The following is a 15,456-nucleotide window of genomic DNA, read 5'->3' on the forward strand; positions in this document are numbered from 1 at the left end:
AATTTATTATATAAAAAATAAAGTATTAATTTAAATATATTGGAATAATATTATTGAAAATAATTAATTATTTTTTAGTTTTAAATAGTAATTTAGGAGTAGATTATGAGTATCAAAAATAAAATTGTTGGATCTTTTGTTATTTTAATTATTTTGTCAGTATTATCAAGTATTTATGTTTCCTCAAATATAAAAAGCATAAAAGATAACTTTTTAAATCTTTGTTATAAAGAATTTGCAGGGATTGTTGTATTATTAGAAGGAGATAGGGATTCTTATCAATCAAATATTTCATTGTTACAGATTATGAATTTAAAAGATGGCATTGAAATCAAGAATAAAATTGATGAAGGAGTAAATGGAAATCTGTTGCAAGTAAAAGAAAGATTTGATAAGTTTAGAAATCTTTTGGGCAATGAAATAGAAGAACAAAAATTTAATCAATTTGAAGATTTATATGATAAAACAAAAATCAATACTGATAAATTAATTCAATTAGTAAATTTAAATAAAATTGAAGAGGCAAAGGATTTTTATTTTCAGTTATATATACCTACTTATGAAAAAATGAGAACATTACTTGATGCTTTTTCTACAGAAGTGTATACAATCATAAAGAAAAATGAGGAATATACTTCTAGTTTAATCTCTTCTTCTCTTTTTATTTTTATTACTATAACAAGTACAATTATCTTTACAACAATTTTCTTATCATTTTTATTAAGAAGAAATATTGATAAATCAATAAGTAGTTTTGAAGATGGTTTATTAAATTTCTTTAAATTTTTAAATAGGGAAAGTAATGATGCAATATTGATTAGTGAAAAGGGGAAAGATGAATTTTCACAAATGGCTAAAGTAGTAAATAAAAATATCGAATTGACTAAAAAAGGTGTTATAGAAGATAGAAAATTAATCGATGAAACTATTGCTGTACTTTCAGAATTTGAACAAGGGGATTTATGTCAAAGACTAGATATAAATGTTTCTAATCCCGCATTAATGCAATTAAAAGATGTATTGAATAAAATGGCTGAGAATCTTGAAAGCAATGTTGATAAAATACTTAATATTATAGAAGAGTACTCCGCATATAATTATCTTAATAAAGTTTCAACAAAAGACTTAAAAGAACATATTCTAAAATTGGCAAATGGAATTAACTCTCTTGGTGATTCTGCAACAAGCATGCTAATCGAAAATAAAAGTACAGGATTAAGATTAGGACAGAGTTCAGATATATTATTAAAAAATGTTGATAAATTAAATAAAAGTACAACAACCGCTGCAAGTTCATTAGAAGAGACAGCCGCAGCAATAGAAGAGATTACAAGTAATGTTAGAAATAATACTGAAAATATTGCAAAAATGGCAAGTTTTTCAAATAATGTAACAGATTCCGTAAATAAAGGTGAAAATTTAGCAAATGAAACAACAAAAGCAGTAGAGGAAATAAATGCAGAAGTTACAGCTATAAGTGAAGCAATTACTGTGATTGATCAAATAGCATTTCAAACAAATATATTATCATTAAATGCAGCAGTAGAAGCAGCAACAGCCGGAGAAGCAGGGAAAGGATTTGCTGTAGTTGCAGGGGAAGTAAGAAATCTAGCATCAAGAAGTGCAGAAGCTGCAAAAGAGATAAAAAATTTAGTTGAAAAAGCTACCATAAAAGCAAATCAAGGAAAAAATATTGCGGCAGAAATGATAAATGGATATAAAAATTTAAATGATAATGTTTATAAAACAATAAATTTAATTTCAGACATAAAAAATGCTTCTAATGAACAATTATTAGGAATAGAGCAAATAAATGATGCTGTCTCACAACTTGATAGACAAACACAAGAAAATGCTATGGTAGCAGCAGAAACAGATCATGTGGCAATGGTAACTGATGAAATAGCAAAATTAATTATTAGTGACACCCAATCAAAAAATTTTCTTGGAAAAGATAATGTAAAAGCAAAGGTTATTGGTAAAAAAGATACATCAAGTAATAATTCAAAAAGTGTAAAAATTAAAGAAATAAAAAAAGTAAATGAAGATAAAGATAGTTGGGAAAGTTTTTAAAAGACTAGCCAAAGCTAGTCTTTTTTAGAATTATCTTTATCACAAGTTGTATTTATTTTTAAAGGACAATATAATGGGCACCATCCAATGAGTGCTGTACCTAATGGAATCAATCCAATTACACCTAACCAACTATTTGTCATAAAACCATATGCTATAATGGCTACTCCTACAATAATTCTAACTATCTTGTCTATTTTGCCTATATTTTTGTTCATACAATTCCTTTAAATATTAGTTTTACTAATGATACTATAAATATAATATATTTGTATGAAAAGAAATTAAATAATATAAAATTAGATTTACTTATAATTATGCTAATGCTAGTTTTTTGATTTTTCTTTCAATAAAAAACAAACCAAATGGAATAATTGAGTATATAAAAAGTTCTATTGTTAATCGTATATTCCAATTATATTTTTTCATTGATTCATATAATAATATTAAAAATATAATGAATAAAATTCCATGTGTCATACCTATAATTTTTACTGGATAAGGATTCTCAGCGATATATTTTATAGGCATTGCTATAAAAAGTAATGTCAAATAAGATAATCCTTCTATTATTGAAATAATTCTAAATCTATACAAAGCTGTTTTAATCATTTTTGTTCCTTTATTTTGACAAATATTAACTAATTTGCTTTAACCTAAAATTAATAAAATTGGCTATAATCTATAATTAAATTAATAGAGGAATTTTAATGGATAAAAGATTACATGAAATTATGGCACAGTGTGCAATTATTCATGAAACTAATATAAAAACAAATATAATAGATGATTTAGACAAAATAGAAGAGAATTTAAGTGAAGGTGATAGTGATGTAAAAGATCATTATTTATCACTTTTGATGCAATATTATTTTCAAAAGAATAAATTAGAACAGTTAAAACAGTTACTTTTAGAAGGCTATAAATTTGATATGAGATTTATTGATGTAGTTGAAGCCTTTTGTCATTTAAAAGACGATGAAGATAATGTTATTGAATTTTTAGGAGATAATGTTGTAATGCTAAAAGATAGTATTACAGACAATGATTTAAAAAAGATGTATGATTATTATCAATCGAATTTAGAGTATAAAAACTTTATAGATGAATCTTTAGATCTTATTAAAAAAAATAGATATGTATGTGCTCAAGCATATAAGAGTAAAGAAGAGTTTGCAAAGTTCTTTTTAAATGAAGATTTACTTGAATCACTTAAAAGAGATATGCCTTTTATCTTAAAATAAGAGTTTAATCTTTGAAATATAAATCTTTCAAAATACTTATTTGCTTATTTTGCAAGTAGTTAAATTTGAATTCACACTCTTTTAAGTAATAAAAGAAATTTTTTTCATCAACTCCTTTGTATTTTTTCAAGTTTTCTTCTAGATATTTCCAAAAGATACTTAAAGGAGTTTTATAAGAGTTTATAGAGTAGAGTTTATGCCATTTTAAATAATACTCATAATCTTTTGTACTACTCTCAATACTATGTTTAGGTAGCTTTGGCATAAGAAGGGTATATATTTTTTTACTTGAATAAAAACCAATAATATTAATAGCATCAAAAAGTGAGCGATTTTTTTTATTATGTTCTCTTGTTGTAAAGTAATAATACTCTTGATAAGAGCTATTATCTTTTATACTATTATTATACTCTTCATCCAAAAAGTTTGCTATAAGTCTTCTAAAAAGCATATATCTATTTTGAACAGTTCTATAGTTTAGCTCTAATATTTGTGCTGTTTTATTTGCATTTATGTTATTGCAAAAATAGTTTATTATAGTTATATCTGTTTCTAATTTTTTTAATGAGAATTTTCTTTTGCAAGATTTACATTTTTTATAGTTATCTTGTAAGTTATAGAGTAAGTGATGATTACAAAAAGGGCAATTAGTTAAATTCATAAAAAATTATAGCTAAAATAGAATTTATATAAATTGATAAGTAAAAAAGCATATAATCAATAAAATTAAATTATGGAGAGATTTATGAATAATACTGCAAAAATATTATGGGCAAGTGATAATAAAGAGACAGCATTAAGTATGGTATGTTTATATGCACATAATGCAAAACTAAAAGGTTGGATTGAAAATGTTCAGGTTTTAGTTTGGGGAGCTTCTCAAAAACTTATAAGTGAAGATAAAGAAGTACAAGAGAAAGTAAAAGCAATGATAGCTGATGGTGTAGAAGTAATTGCTTGTCAAAAATGTTCTGAAGATTTGGGTGTAAAAGATGAATTACAAGCTTGTAATATGCAAGTTTATTACACAGGTGAATTATTAAGCTCTTGGATTAAAAGTGGAGAGAGTATTATCTCTGTATAACTTTTTTTATAATTACTACTAATAGAACAATTACAAATAGTGAAGCACCTATTATAGAGAAGAACTTTTGTATTTCAAAAATAGCAACTAATGGGTGAAAAACTATAGGTGAAAGAAACTGTCCTAAAAAAATAGATGAAGTGAAGTATCCTGAACTTTTGACTCTTTTTTTAGGATTTGTTTTACTTAACATCCATGCAACTGCATTTGTCATCATAAATCCACCAGAAAAACCCAATATTGGTGCTGATATAAAAAAGAAATGAACATTTGTTATTATTCCTACTAAACTTAGACCAAAAGCGATAAGTGCTAATCCTATGATATAAATAGTAGAGTATGAATATATCTTTTTTAATTTTGAAAAGACAATAGCCCCTAAAGCATTAAAAAAGAATGCAGTAGCAATTATAGTCCCAGCATAAGAACCACTTACTTTAAATTTTTCTATAAGTAAAAAAGGAAATTGAGTTGGTAAAATAAAAAATAAAAGCATATAAAAAAAAGCAAGAAAATATACAAATAAAATATTTTTACTTATGTTTACAGTCTCATCTTCTTGCATATCTTCTATTTTTATCTCTTTTATATTTTTTAGAACAAAAGGTATTAGAAGTATTCCAATAAAATAAATGCCAAAAGGAAATCTCCAATTCATATCAGATAACATTCCTCCCCCGACGACAAAAAAGACTCCACCTAAAGCCATAAATGCACTTTGATAAGCCATGAATTGATGTCTTTCTTCTTCTTTAAAATAATCTCCAACAAGAGATGTTGAAACAATCATCAAAGTAGCAACACATAATCCAAACAATGCCCGTGATGCTAAAAGTGTCTCTATGCTATCAAGATATAATCCAGCTGTTCCAAAAAATGAAAAGAAAAAAAGTGCTATAAGAACTGATTTCTTTTTTCCAAATCTAAAAATAATATGTCCTAAAACGGGAGCTAATAGTGCAATAGCAAGGGAAGGTAGAGTAAGCATCAATCTTGAATAAAATTCTATATTAGCTGTATGTTTAAAATACTCTTTTAAGTGTGGCAAAGATGTAACTATGGCTACATTTGACATGACAGTTGTCATTGCCAATAAAAGAAGAGTAAGGAGGGTAAATTTGTTTATATTTTTCATTTGTGGCAGTGTATCATCATTTAAATTAAAAATTTAATTGTTTATGGAGTAAAAATTGCATAATATTATAATATAAGAGTATGATGCTCGTATAAATAAATAAAAGGTGAATATAATGAAAATAGCAATTCCCGTAAAAGACGATAAATTAAGTTTCTTTAGCAATGCAGGACATACTCCAAAGTTTGCAATATATGATTTAAGTGGAACAGGGATGTTCCGTTCTTTTAATTTAAACTCTGTAATAAATAACCCAAGAAGTGACCTAGACCATGACCATCCAGAAGAAGAGCATGCTTGTGATCATGCACATGATGATGAAGAGCATATAGCACAACATGCCAAAATGGGTGTAACACTTAACGGTTGTGATTATGTTGTAGTTAAAAAAGCTTGTAAAAATACAGCTAAATCTTTTACTTCACAAGGTATAAAGATAGTTAAGTACAATGGTGAATCACTAGATGTAAATGATATATTAAAAGAGACATCTGCGAACTTTGCGTAATAAATGCTTTTTTAGTTCTAAAAGTACATAAGAAAATAAAATTTTAGTTTGGTTTTATATTACTTGCATTACACTACAGTAAATGAACAAGTATTCATAAACTAAACTAAAAGGCAAAACATGTGTAAAGATTGCGGTTGTAGTATAACAGACCATCATCATCACGACCATGAGCATAGCCATTCTCATGATAGTCACTCTCATCAAGCGGCACACGAAACACTTCATCATAATCCACAGTTAAATGATTCAAAAACAATCTCAGTAATCAAAAAAATTCTTGATAAAAATGATCATGAAGCAGCTCACAATAGAGCTCACTTTGAAGAAAACAAAGTATTAGGTATAAACCTTATGTCAAGTCCAGGAAGTGGTAAAACAACACTATTGGAAAAGTTTGCTGATATGGTTGATTTTAAATTTGCAGTTGTAGAAGGCGATTTAGAAACATCAAGGGATGCAGATAGACTAACAGCTAAAGGTATAAAAGCAGTTCAAATACAAACAGGAAGTGCTTGTCACTTAGATGCTTTTATGGTACACAAAGGATTACATGATATTCCATTAGATGATATAGATGTTTGTTTTGTGGAAAATGTAGGAAACCTTGTATGTCCAGCATCATATGATGTGGGAACTCATTTAAATATAGTATTAGTATCAGTTCCAGAAGGTGAAGACAAAATAGAAAAATATCCTGTGATGTTTAGATGTGCTGATTTAATACTTATCACTAAAACAGATTTACTACCATACTTTGAATATGATATTCAAAAAGAAAAAGAGTATGCAAGAAAACTAAATCCAAGTGTTGATATATTAGAAGTATCAACGAAAGATGAAGAGAGTATTAAAAAAGTAATAGAGTGGATAAATTTTAAGAGAAGTATGAGAAAATAAAATGTGCCTATCAATACCATCAAAAATAAAAAGTATAAACAAAGAGACTAATACTTGTGTAGTAGATACTATGGGAGTAGAGCGAAGTGCAAGTTTAGACTTAATAGACCAAGAGGTTGTTATTGGAGATTATGTACTTATTCATATAGGTTTTGCTATGAATAAAATAGATGAAGAAGATGCTTTGGCGTCACTTGAAGTTTATAAAGAGATAATAGAAAAGATGGAAGAACAAGATAGACTGCGAGAAATTGAAAATGCAGAAAATTGTCCTTCTAGGTAGAGTTTATGAGTGAACTAAAATTAAAAGACTTATATGATGGATTTAGAGATCCAAAAACAATAAAAGCACTTAAAAAGCTAATAGACAAAGAGGCACAAAAACTAAATAGAGATATAAACATTATGGAAGTATGTGGTGGTCATACCCATACTATTATGAAGTATGGACTTCCTCAACTTCTTCCTTCAAATATAAACTTTGTACATGGTCCGGGTTGTCCTGTATGCGTTATGCCAAAAGAGAGAATAGACCATGCTTATATACTAAGCTTACAAGAAGATGTAATACTTGTAACACTAGGTGATATGATAAAGGTACCAGGAAGTCGTGGAAGCTTACAAGATGCTAGAAGTAAAGGTGCAGATGTAAGATTTGTATATTCACCTTTAGATACTATAAAAATAGCAAATGAAAATCCAAATAAAAAGATTATCTTTTTTGCAATAGGCTTTGAAACAACTACTCCAATGACAGCAGCACTATTGGAGCATGTAACTAAGAGTGAAGTAAAGAATATATTATTTCATATAAACCATATAACAGTACCAGAACCTATGAGGGCATTACTTGATAGTAGTGATTGTAAAATAGATGCATTTATAGGACCTTCACATGTAAGTGTAATAACTGGCTCTAAGATATATGAAGAGTTTGTAGTGGATTATAAAAAGCCAGTAGTAGTAAGTGGCTTTGAACCAGTAGATGTAATGCAATCAATTCTATCTATTATAAAACAGTTCAACGAAAACAGATGTGACTTAGAACTACAATACTCAAGAGCAGTAACATATGATGGAAACTTAAGAGCTCAAGAGTTAAATAATAAGTTCTTTACAAAAGCAGAACAGTTTAGATGGAGAGGTTTAGGGGATATCAAAGATTCATCATATAAGTTAAGAGATGAGTATGCTTCTATAGATGCAGAATTAATATATAAAGATATCTTACCAAATGAAAAGATAGATGACCATAAGCTTTGTATCTGTGGAAGTATTATGAGAGGTGTAGCCAAACCAAATGATTGTAAAGTATTTGGAACAGCCTGTAAGCCAAGTAGCCCGTTAGGGTCTTGTATGGTGAGCTCAGAAGGTGCATGTAGTGCATACTACAAATACGGAAATCTACTATAGGGATATTAGGATTCATCTTTTGTTCAATTTCATCGTTGAATCTAAAAATTTAGATACTCACTTACTATTGTAAGCTCCTACCTAAATTTTTATCTCCGCCTTGAACTAGAACAAAATCTAAAACCTAATATCCCTATAGTTTGTAAGTATAATTAATAAGAAGTAAAAATATATAGCAGGAAATATAAATGGCGACTACATCAGAAAATAGGAATGAAAACAAAAATAATCCACTTCATGGCGTAAAACTACAAGATATCTTAGAATATCTTGTGAAGAATTTTGGATTTAATAGTTTAGGTAATCGTATTAATATTAAATGCTTTTTAGTAGACCCATCTATTAACTCAAGTTTGAAGTTTCTTAGAAAAACTCCATGGGCAAGAACAAAAGTAGAAGAATTATATTTAAAAACTAAAGCAGATAATAAGTAGGGCTATGATGAATAACATAATAATCTATGAAGATGGTAATGTTGAGTTATCAACTAAAGTTGAGAATGATACTTTATGGTTATCTCAAAAACAATTATGTGAACTATTTGAAAGAGATAAATCTGTTATTTCAAGACATATTAGAAATATTTTTAAAGATGAAGAACTTGATAAAGATTTAACTGTTGCAAAAAATGCAACAGTTCAAAAAGAAGGAACAAGAGAAGTCTTACGGGAGGTAGAATATTATAACCTTGATATGATTATATCTGTTGGGTATAGAATAAATTCAAAAAAAGCAACTCAATTTAGACAGTGGGCAACAAAAGTATTAAAACAATACTTGATAAATGGCTATGCTTTAAATAAAGATAGATTACAAAAACAAAAACTTGATGAACTAGATAAAACACTTCAACTTATAAAAAGTAATATAGAATCTAAAGAGTTAAATAGTGAAGTATCTAAAGGGTTTGTTGAGATTATTTCAACTTATGCAAAGAGTTGGGCTTTACTTCAAGGATATGATGAAGAAAGTTTACAAGAAGTTGTTGCAGATAAAGAGCAAAAATTTATACTTGATTATGAAGAAGTAAAAGAGGCAATAGTAGAGTTTAAAAAAGCTTTAATATTAAAAGGTGAAGCTACTGAGCTTTTTGGAAAAGAAAAAGCAGATGAATTAAAAGGAAATCTTTTAAGTATTTATCAAACTTTTGGTGGAGTTGAACTCTTACCATCAATAGAGCAAAAAGCTTCAAATTTACTTTACTATATTATAAAAGGGCATCCCTTTAACGATGGTAATAAAAGAATAGGTGCATATTTATTTATACTGTTCTTATCTAAAAATAACTCTCTATATAAATCAAATGGCGAATTGAAAATAAATGATAATGCTTTGGCTTCTTTAGCACTTTTAGTGGCTACAAGTAAACCTGAACAAAAAGATATTATTATAAAACTAATTATGAATATACTTTATGAGGAAAATATTAATGACTAAAACAATAACACTAGCACATGGTAATGGTGGGCAAGAGAATAATGAGCTTATTACTGAAGTTTTTTATAAGGCTTTTAAAAATGATATTCTAAGTAAGAGTGAAGACGCTGCTGTTATTCAAGATGGTACTTTGGCTTTTTCTACTGATAGTTTTACGGTTAGTCCTATAGAGTTTCCAGGGGCTGATATTGGTAAACTTGCTATTTGTGGTACTTGTAATGATTTAGCCATGATGGGTGCCAAGCCTAAGTATCTTACTTGCTCTGTTATTCTTGAAGAGGGTTTTGATGTTGATACTTTGAATAGAATAGTAAGTAGTATGCAAAAAGAGCTTGAGGTAAATGGTGCTATTGTTGTAAGTGGAGATACTAAAGTTGTGCCAAGAGGAAGTGTTGATAAGATATTTATAAATACTACTGGTATTGGACAGATAGAACAAAAAGGTATCTCTTCTAATAGTATTCAAGAAGAAGATGTAATTATCGTATCAAATTCTATAGGAAAACATGGAGCGACTATTTTTGCAGCTAGGGAAGGAATTGACTTTTCTACTAGTTTAAAATCTGATTGTGCTTCTCTTTGGCCTGTTGTTAAGAAGCTGATTGATTCTGGTATTAAAATTAGAGCTTTAAGAGATGCTACTAGAGGTGGTGTTAGTGCTGTATTAAATGAGTGGGCAAAACAATCTGATATTTGTATCGAAATAGAAGAAGAAAAAATACCTGTATGCGATGAGGTAAGTGGTATTTGTGAAATGTTAGGTTTTGAAGCTCTAAGTTTAGCAAATGAAGGTACTTTTGTGATGGCTATTTCAAAAGATCAAGTTGATAGTGCTTTAGAAGTTTTAAAATTGTGTGAGACTTCAACTGAGGCAGCTGTAATTGGAAAAGTTACTTCTAGACATAAGCATAAAGTAGTTTTAAATACGGCTTGGGGAACACAAAGATTTATTGATTTACCAACTGGTGAATTGTTACCAAGAATCTGTTAAGTACAACTCGTTGTACTCTTTAGGGTTTGCTTCTTTAAAAGGAATTTATTCCCTTTGTTAAAAGAAGTTAAAAAATATATAGGTCCCTTTTTAAATGGGACATTTAAAAAGGAATAAAAATTGCATGAATATTCAATTGTTCAATCACTCTTAGAAAGTTGTGAAGAACACGCAAAAGCTAATAATGCCACAAAAGTTACTAAAGTAATAGTAAAAATAGGTATTCTAAGTGGAGTTGAACCTGATTTACTTCAAACTGCATTTGATACATTTAAAGAAAAAACAATATGTGATGAATGTGAGTTTATTATAAATAAACAAAAAATAGTCATAGAATGTCAAGACTGTAAAGAAGAATCAATTTTGAAAAAAAATGAATTTACTTGTCCTAAATGTGATTCTTCGAATATACGAATATTAGATGGAGAAGATATGTACTTAATGTCCCTTGAAATGAATTAACTTAAAACTAAAAATTAATTTTCAGTAATAGATAAAAATTAAAAATTAAAATAATAATATAGTGATATTAACCTTAGTCTAAGGCATATTAATGAAAAAGACAACATTAAAAGAGATAATTTATAAAAATTATCTTAAAACAACTTTATCCTCTATCTTTTTTATTGAGTTAGTTTTGTTAATTTTATATTTTTATGCTAATAATAATATTTTAGAAAAAAGTAAAAACTTAGTTTTAAAAGATCTCAAAGAGAGTGTTAATGAAAGAATTATTTTTATTAAAAAGGATATTAATACTTCTTTTAAAAATATAGAAACCAATCTAAAATATTTGCAAAATGAACAACAAAATTTTTTTGAAGAAATTAATAATATAAAAAATGATAATAATGTTGAATTTAAACATACTACAAATGGTGCTTACTATAAAAGTATTGATAATGGAGGCTCTTCGGTTTGGGTTAAAAAAATAGCAAATCTAACAGATAATCTAAAAATTGAACTAAATAAAACTGAATTATTAGATAATAATTTAAAAACAAGTGTTGTAAATAATGAACTAGTAGTAGCTGCATACTATAATTCAAGATATAATTATTCAAGATATTACCCTTTTATAAAAGATGTATATAATGTTATTTCAGATGATACAAAAGTAGAAGATTACACTTTTTATTATAATGCAGATTTAAAAAATAATCCCCAAAAAAAAGTTGTTTGGACAGATGTATATTTAGACCCGGCAGGATTAGGCTGGATGATCAGTGCACTTGTTCCTATTTATAGAGATAATATATTAGAAGGAGTAACTGGACTTGATATAACTATTAATAAAATTATTGAGAATTTTCTTAATTTTAAAATTCCATATAATGGTTCAACTTTTTTGATTGACAAAGATTTAAATATTATTGCAATGGATGAAAAAATAAAAAATGAGTTTAAGATTGAAAACTTTAATGAGTATAAATACTTAAAAAATAAAAAGATATTACATACAATCTTTAGAAAAGAAAAAGAGTCTTTATTTTTTAAAGACAAAGATTTATGTAATATTTTAGAAAATATTGTTACTAATAAAAAATATAAATATGAATTTAATAAAAATGGTGAAAAGTATTTTATTTTTTCAAATAAAGTTGATAAGTTGCCTTGGTATACGATCACATTAGTTAAAGAATCCAATGTGTTGAAGGGTGTAGAAAATTTAAAAGAAGAATATATTCATTTAGGTATTATAATTATTGCATTTATTGTAGTATTTTATTTTTTATTTTTTATTTATTTATATAAAAAAGCAAATGATTTTGTTTTATTGGTAAATTCTCCAATATTAAAAATAATTAATATGACAAAATTTCTTGGAAGTAAAAAAACTGAAGTATCTCTAGAAAATTGTGGAATTATTGAAATTGATAAATTGAGTGAAAATTTTAATAATCTTGCAAAAGAGTTAGACATAAGAACAAAAGAGTTAATAAATGCAGAAGCTAGTAGGGCTTTTCATGAAAAACTATCAAATACAGATGCTTTGACAAAAGTTTATAATAGAAGATTCTTAGAAGATTTTTCAAAAAAATATTTTGAAATAATTAAAAGAGAAAAAACTACTTTGTCTATATTAATAATTGATATTGATGATTTTAAAAGTATAAATGATAATTATGGACATGAAGCAGGTGATGAAGTATTATTAGGCTTAGTAGAAATTTTACAAAATAAAATTAGAGAAAACGATTTTATCGTAAGGCTTGGTGGTGATGAGTTTTTAGTGCTTTTACCAAATTCTGATATTCAAGGAGCAAAAATAGTAGCAGAAAAATTAATTAAATCTATATGTGAATCTAAAAATGAGTATAAACGATTTACAGTAAGTATTGGTAGTGCTGAATATAATTTTGAAGATAAAGATATTAATTGTCTAATACGAAGAGCTGATGAAGAATTATACAAAGCAAAAAAATCTGGTAAAAATCAATTATCTTAGATTTTTAATTATGTATATTTATATATTTAAACTATAATATAGTATAGTAATCAATTAAAAAATGGGAGAGTAATATGAATATATCGAAAAAAATTTTAGGTCTTAGTGTTGCTACACTTTTATCTTGTAGTTCACTTTTAAGTGCTAAAGAGATTAAAATTGGAGCGGTTATGCCTATGTCTGGACCTCTTGCAGCTTATGGGCAAGTTACAGATCTTGGCGTTAAATTAGCACATAAACTACAACCAAAATTAAAAAATGGTGATACTATAAAAATAGTATTATTAGATAATAAAGGTGATAAAGTTGAAACGGCAAATGCTACAACTAGATTAATTTCATCTGATAAGGTTGTTGCTATTTTAGGAGCTTTAACTTCTACTAACACTGCACAAACAATTGCTATTGCTGATAAGAAAAAAGTACCAGTTATTGCAGCAGTTGCAACAAATGATAAATTAACTGCAAAAAGAGAATTTGCAAATAGAGTTTGTTTTACTGACTCTTTTCAAGGTGAAGTTGTTGCAAATTATGCAATATCACAAGGATATAAAACTGCTGTTGTAGTTGTGGACCAAGCACAAGTTTATTCTTTAGGTCTTTCTAAAGCTTTCCAAAATGCATTTAAAGCAAAAGGTGGAAAAATTGTTAAAAAAATCAAAATTACTTCAGGTGACAAAGATTTTAAAGCTGTAGTTTCACAAATCAAACAAATAAACCCAGACTTTATGTTTTTACCTTTATATCATCCAGAAGCTTCTATGATTGCTAGACAATCTAAACAATTAGGATTAGATAAACCAATGTTTAGTGGAGATGGTGTTGCAAATCAAACATTTATTGATTTAGGTGGAGATTCTATTGAAGGGTATATGTTTACAGACTTTTTTGATTATGCAAATCCTCCATCAAAAACTTCAGCTGATTTTGTAGCTTTTCATACAAAAGAGACTGGTGATAAAGAAATGAACTCTTTTTCTGCTTTAGGTGCAGATACATACAATATTTTAATTGATGCAATGAATAGATGTGAAGACCCTACAGATTCTATTTGTATTAATAATGAAATTAAAAAAACAACTGATTTTGATGGTGTATCTGGAAAAATTACAATTGATAAAGATGGTAATGCAACTAGATCTGCTGTTATTAAAGAGATTAAAAATGGAAAAGCTGTATTTAAAGCAACTGTAAATCCATAATTAAAATAAAAAGAAAATTAAAAAAGTTTAGTCATAAGGCTAAACTTTTTTTGTAATAGTAAAATTAATTGGTGTTATTTTTATTATTGCAAAAAAAAGTATTAATATGAATTGGGAGATTTAATGGATATATTAACGTTTATGCAGCAGATGGTAAACGGTTTTAGTTTGGGTAGTATGTATGCCCTTATTGCGATTGGTTATACGATGGTTTATGGTGTGTTAAGATTGATAAATTTTGCACATGGTGATATTATGATGGTTGGAGCTTTTTTAGCTTATACTTTTATGGCAGTATTTGATTTACCTTTTCCTCTTACAGTACTTTTGGCAGTTACTTTATCTGCTGTACTTGGAATGCTAATGGACAAAATTGCATATAAGCCATTAAGAGAAGCTCCAAAAATATCTTTACTTATTACTGCTATTGGAATATCTTTCTTTTTAGAAAATGCCTTTACTGTATTTGTAGGTGGAGTTCCTCGAGCTTTTCCTGTTCCTTCTTATATGGAACAAATATTTACAGTAGCTAATGTTACTTTTTCAGTTTCATCTATTACTGTTCCCCTTGTAACTTTGGTATTGCTTTTAGGGATTTTGTATGTTTTATATAGAACAAAATATGGTATGGCAATTAGAGCTTTATCTTTTGATATAAAAACAGTCAACTTAATGGGTATTGATGCTAATATGATTATATCTTTGGTATTTGCATTAGGTTCTGCTTTGGCTGCTGTTGGTGGAATATTTTGGGCTATAAATTATCCTTCTGTTGAACCTATGATGGGGGTATTGGTTGGATTAAAAGCTTTTGCTGCTGCAGTTGTAGGAGGAATTGGCTCTGTTACGGGTGCTGTTTTAGGTGGATTTATTATTGGATTTACAGAAGTTGTAGTAATCGCATTTTTTCCTGAAATGGGTGGATATAAAGATGCTTTTGCTTTTGTATTTTTGATATTAGTATTATTATTTAAACCTACTGGTATTATGGGTGAAGATTTAGAAAAGAGTAGGTTTTAA

General features: G+C 27.5%; 18 protein-coding genes. 14 read left to right on the forward strand and 4 right to left on the reverse strand.

Going from position 1 to position 15,456, the window contains the following annotated elements:
• Positions 1 to 105: 105 nt before the first annotated feature.
• Positions 106 to 2,073, forward strand: coding sequence for a methyl-accepting chemotaxis protein (locus tag ACNI3D_RS07130; RefSeq protein WP_419768788.1), 1,968 nt, complete (start codon positions 106 to 108; stop codon positions 2,071 to 2,073).
• A 14-nt stretch (positions 2,074 to 2,087) separates the two neighbouring features.
• Here the strand turns inward: ACNI3D_RS07130 and ACNI3D_RS07135 are convergent, their stop codons facing one another.
• Positions 2,088 to 2,291, reverse strand: coding sequence for a YgaP family membrane protein (locus tag ACNI3D_RS07135; protein ID WP_419768789.1), 204 nt, complete (start codon positions 2,289 to 2,291; stop codon positions 2,088 to 2,090).
• A 97-nt stretch (positions 2,292 to 2,388) separates the two neighbouring features.
• The gene (locus ACNI3D_RS07140; RefSeq protein ID WP_129099855.1) at positions 2,389 to 2,685 is read right to left on the reverse strand and encodes a DUF3817 domain-containing protein; all 297 of its coding nucleotides are present in this window, start codon (positions 2,683 to 2,685) and stop codon (positions 2,389 to 2,391) included.
• Between the two features lie 98 nt (positions 2,686 to 2,783).
• On the opposite strand from ACNI3D_RS07140, the gene ACNI3D_RS07145 reads away from it, so the two are divergent.
• Entirely contained in the window at positions 2,784 to 3,317 is a 534-nt protein-coding gene (locus ACNI3D_RS07145) for a hypothetical protein (RefSeq protein WP_419768790.1), read from the forward strand.
• A 4-nt stretch (positions 3,318 to 3,321) separates the two neighbouring features.
• Here the strand turns inward: ACNI3D_RS07145 and ACNI3D_RS07150 are convergent, their stop codons facing one another.
• On the reverse strand, positions 3,322 to 3,978 hold the full coding sequence (locus ACNI3D_RS07150) for a hypothetical protein (RefSeq protein WP_419768791.1): 657 nt from the start codon (positions 3,976 to 3,978) through the stop codon (positions 3,322 to 3,324).
• An 84-nt stretch (positions 3,979 to 4,062) separates the two neighbouring features.
• Between ACNI3D_RS07150 and ACNI3D_RS07155 the strand changes: the two genes are divergently transcribed.
• Positions 4,063 to 4,401 carry a DsrE family protein gene (locus ACNI3D_RS07155; protein ID WP_375723445.1) on the forward strand — a complete coding sequence of 113 codons (339 nt, stop codon included), beginning with the start codon at positions 4,063 to 4,065 and terminating at the stop codon, positions 4,399 to 4,401.
• Here the strand turns inward: ACNI3D_RS07155 and ACNI3D_RS07160 are convergent.
• The gene (locus tag ACNI3D_RS07160) at positions 4,388 to 5,536 is read right to left on the reverse strand and encodes an MFS transporter (RefSeq protein ID WP_419768792.1); all 1,149 of its coding nucleotides are present in this window, start codon (positions 5,534 to 5,536) and stop codon (positions 4,388 to 4,390) included. The genes ACNI3D_RS07155 and ACNI3D_RS07160 overlap by 14 nt on opposite strands.
• A 115-nt stretch (positions 5,537 to 5,651) precedes the next feature.
• Here ACNI3D_RS07160 and ACNI3D_RS07165 point away from each other — a divergent pair, with 115 nt between their 5' ends.
• From ACNI3D_RS07165 to ACNI3D_RS07215, 11 genes are all read left to right on the forward strand, one after another.
• Positions 5,652 to 6,044, forward strand: coding sequence for a NifB/NifX family molybdenum-iron cluster-binding protein (locus tag ACNI3D_RS07165; protein ID WP_419768793.1), 393 nt, complete (start codon positions 5,652 to 5,654; stop codon positions 6,042 to 6,044).
• Between the two features lie 120 nt (positions 6,045 to 6,164).
• Positions 6,165 to 6,944 carry a hydrogenase nickel incorporation protein HypB gene (gene hypB, locus ACNI3D_RS07170; protein ID WP_375723447.1) on the forward strand — a complete coding sequence of 260 codons (780 nt, stop codon included), beginning with the start codon at positions 6,165 to 6,167 and terminating at the stop codon, positions 6,942 to 6,944.
• 1 nt (position 6,945) lies between these two features.
• Complete coding sequence (locus ACNI3D_RS07175) at positions 6,946 to 7,227, forward strand: HypC/HybG/HupF family hydrogenase formation chaperone (protein ID WP_129099862.1); 282 nt, start codon at positions 6,946 to 6,948, stop codon at positions 7,225 to 7,227.
• 5 nt (positions 7,228 to 7,232) lie between these two features.
• A complete protein-coding gene (gene hypD, locus ACNI3D_RS07180; protein ID WP_419768794.1) occupies positions 7,233 to 8,357 on the forward strand; it encodes a hydrogenase formation protein HypD in 1,125 nt (374 codons plus the stop codon).
• Between the two features lie 188 nt (positions 8,358 to 8,545).
• Positions 8,546 to 8,791: a VF530 family protein gene (locus tag ACNI3D_RS07185; protein WP_419768795.1), complete on the forward strand. Its 246-nt coding sequence runs from the start codon at positions 8,546 to 8,548 to the stop codon at positions 8,789 to 8,791.
• Positions 8,792 to 8,798: 7 nt separating this feature from the next.
• Positions 8,799 to 9,794: a virulence RhuM family protein/type II toxin-antitoxin system death-on-curing family toxin gene (locus ACNI3D_RS07190; RefSeq protein ID WP_419768796.1), complete on the forward strand. Its 996-nt coding sequence runs from the start codon at positions 8,799 to 8,801 to the stop codon at positions 9,792 to 9,794.
• Positions 9,787 to 10,785, forward strand: coding sequence for a hydrogenase expression/formation protein HypE (gene hypE / locus ACNI3D_RS07195; RefSeq protein ID WP_419768797.1), 999 nt, complete (start codon positions 9,787 to 9,789; stop codon positions 10,783 to 10,785). The genes ACNI3D_RS07190 and hypE overlap by 8 nt, the downstream gene beginning before the upstream one ends.
• A gap of 120 nt (positions 10,786 to 10,905) precedes the next feature.
• The gene (hypA, locus tag ACNI3D_RS07200; RefSeq protein ID WP_129099866.1) at positions 10,906 to 11,247 is read left to right on the forward strand and encodes a hydrogenase/urease nickel incorporation protein HypA; all 342 of its coding nucleotides are present in this window, start codon (positions 10,906 to 10,908) and stop codon (positions 11,245 to 11,247) included.
• A 91-nt stretch (positions 11,248 to 11,338) separates the two neighbouring features.
• Entirely contained in the window at positions 11,339 to 13,234 is a 1,896-nt protein-coding gene (locus tag ACNI3D_RS07205; RefSeq protein WP_419768798.1) for a sensor domain-containing diguanylate cyclase, read from the forward strand.
• 80 nt (positions 13,235 to 13,314) lie between these two features.
• On the forward strand, positions 13,315 to 14,436 hold the full coding sequence (locus tag ACNI3D_RS07210; RefSeq protein WP_258238628.1) for an ABC transporter substrate-binding protein: 1,122 nt from the start codon (positions 13,315 to 13,317) through the stop codon (positions 14,434 to 14,436).
• Positions 14,437 to 14,559: 123 nt separating this feature from the next.
• Positions 14,560 to 15,456, forward strand: coding sequence for a branched-chain amino acid ABC transporter permease (locus ACNI3D_RS07215; RefSeq protein WP_129099869.1), 897 nt, complete (start codon positions 14,560 to 14,562; stop codon positions 15,454 to 15,456).

The sequence above is a fragment of the Arcobacter siniprincipis (SeqCode) genome, from assembly GCF_048571125.1.
GTDB lineage: Bacteria > Campylobacterota > Campylobacteria > Campylobacterales > Arcobacteraceae > Arcobacter > Arcobacter siniprincipis.

What these genes read in the sequence shown, in the direction of transcription:
- ACNI3D_RS07130 (WP_419768788.1), top strand. Translation starts at nt 106, where the DNA reads ATGAGTATCAAAAATAAAATTGTTGGATCTTTTGTTATTTTAATTATT.
- ACNI3D_RS07135 (WP_419768789.1), bottom strand. Translation starts at nt 2,291, where the DNA reads ATGAACAAAAATATAGGCAAAATAGACAAGATAGTTAGAATTATTGTA.
- ACNI3D_RS07140 (WP_129099855.1), bottom strand. Translation starts at nt 2,685, where the DNA reads ATGATTAAAACAGCTTTGTATAGATTTAGAATTATTTCAATAATAGAA.
- ACNI3D_RS07145 (WP_419768790.1), top strand. Translation starts at nt 2,784, where the DNA reads ATGGATAAAAGATTACATGAAATTATGGCACAGTGTGCAATTATTCAT.
- ACNI3D_RS07150 (WP_419768791.1), bottom strand. Translation starts at nt 3,978, where the DNA reads ATGAATTTAACTAATTGCCCTTTTTGTAATCATCACTTACTCTATAAC.
- ACNI3D_RS07155 (WP_375723445.1), top strand. Translation starts at nt 4,063, where the DNA reads ATGAATAATACTGCAAAAATATTATGGGCAAGTGATAATAAAGAGACA.
- ACNI3D_RS07160 (WP_419768792.1), bottom strand. Translation starts at nt 5,536, where the DNA reads ATGAAAAATATAAACAAATTTACCCTCCTTACTCTTCTTTTATTGGCA.
- ACNI3D_RS07165 (WP_419768793.1), top strand. Translation starts at nt 5,652, where the DNA reads ATGAAAATAGCAATTCCCGTAAAAGACGATAAATTAAGTTTCTTTAGC.
- hypB (WP_375723447.1), top strand. Translation starts at nt 6,165, where the DNA reads ATGTGTAAAGATTGCGGTTGTAGTATAACAGACCATCATCATCACGAC.
- ACNI3D_RS07175 (WP_129099862.1), top strand. Translation starts at nt 6,946, where the DNA reads ATGTGCCTATCAATACCATCAAAAATAAAAAGTATAAACAAAGAGACT.
- hypD (WP_419768794.1), top strand. Translation starts at nt 7,233, where the DNA reads ATGAGTGAACTAAAATTAAAAGACTTATATGATGGATTTAGAGATCCA.
- ACNI3D_RS07185 (WP_419768795.1), top strand. Translation starts at nt 8,546, where the DNA reads ATGGCGACTACATCAGAAAATAGGAATGAAAACAAAAATAATCCACTT.
- ACNI3D_RS07190 (WP_419768796.1), top strand. Translation starts at nt 8,799, where the DNA reads ATGAATAACATAATAATCTATGAAGATGGTAATGTTGAGTTATCAACT.
- hypE (WP_419768797.1), top strand. Translation starts at nt 9,787, where the DNA reads ATGACTAAAACAATAACACTAGCACATGGTAATGGTGGGCAAGAGAAT.
- ACNI3D_RS07205 (WP_419768798.1), top strand. Translation starts at nt 11,339, where the DNA reads ATGAAAAAGACAACATTAAAAGAGATAATTTATAAAAATTATCTTAAA.
- ACNI3D_RS07215 (WP_129099869.1), top strand. Translation starts at nt 14,560, where the DNA reads ATGGATATATTAACGTTTATGCAGCAGATGGTAAACGGTTTTAGTTTG.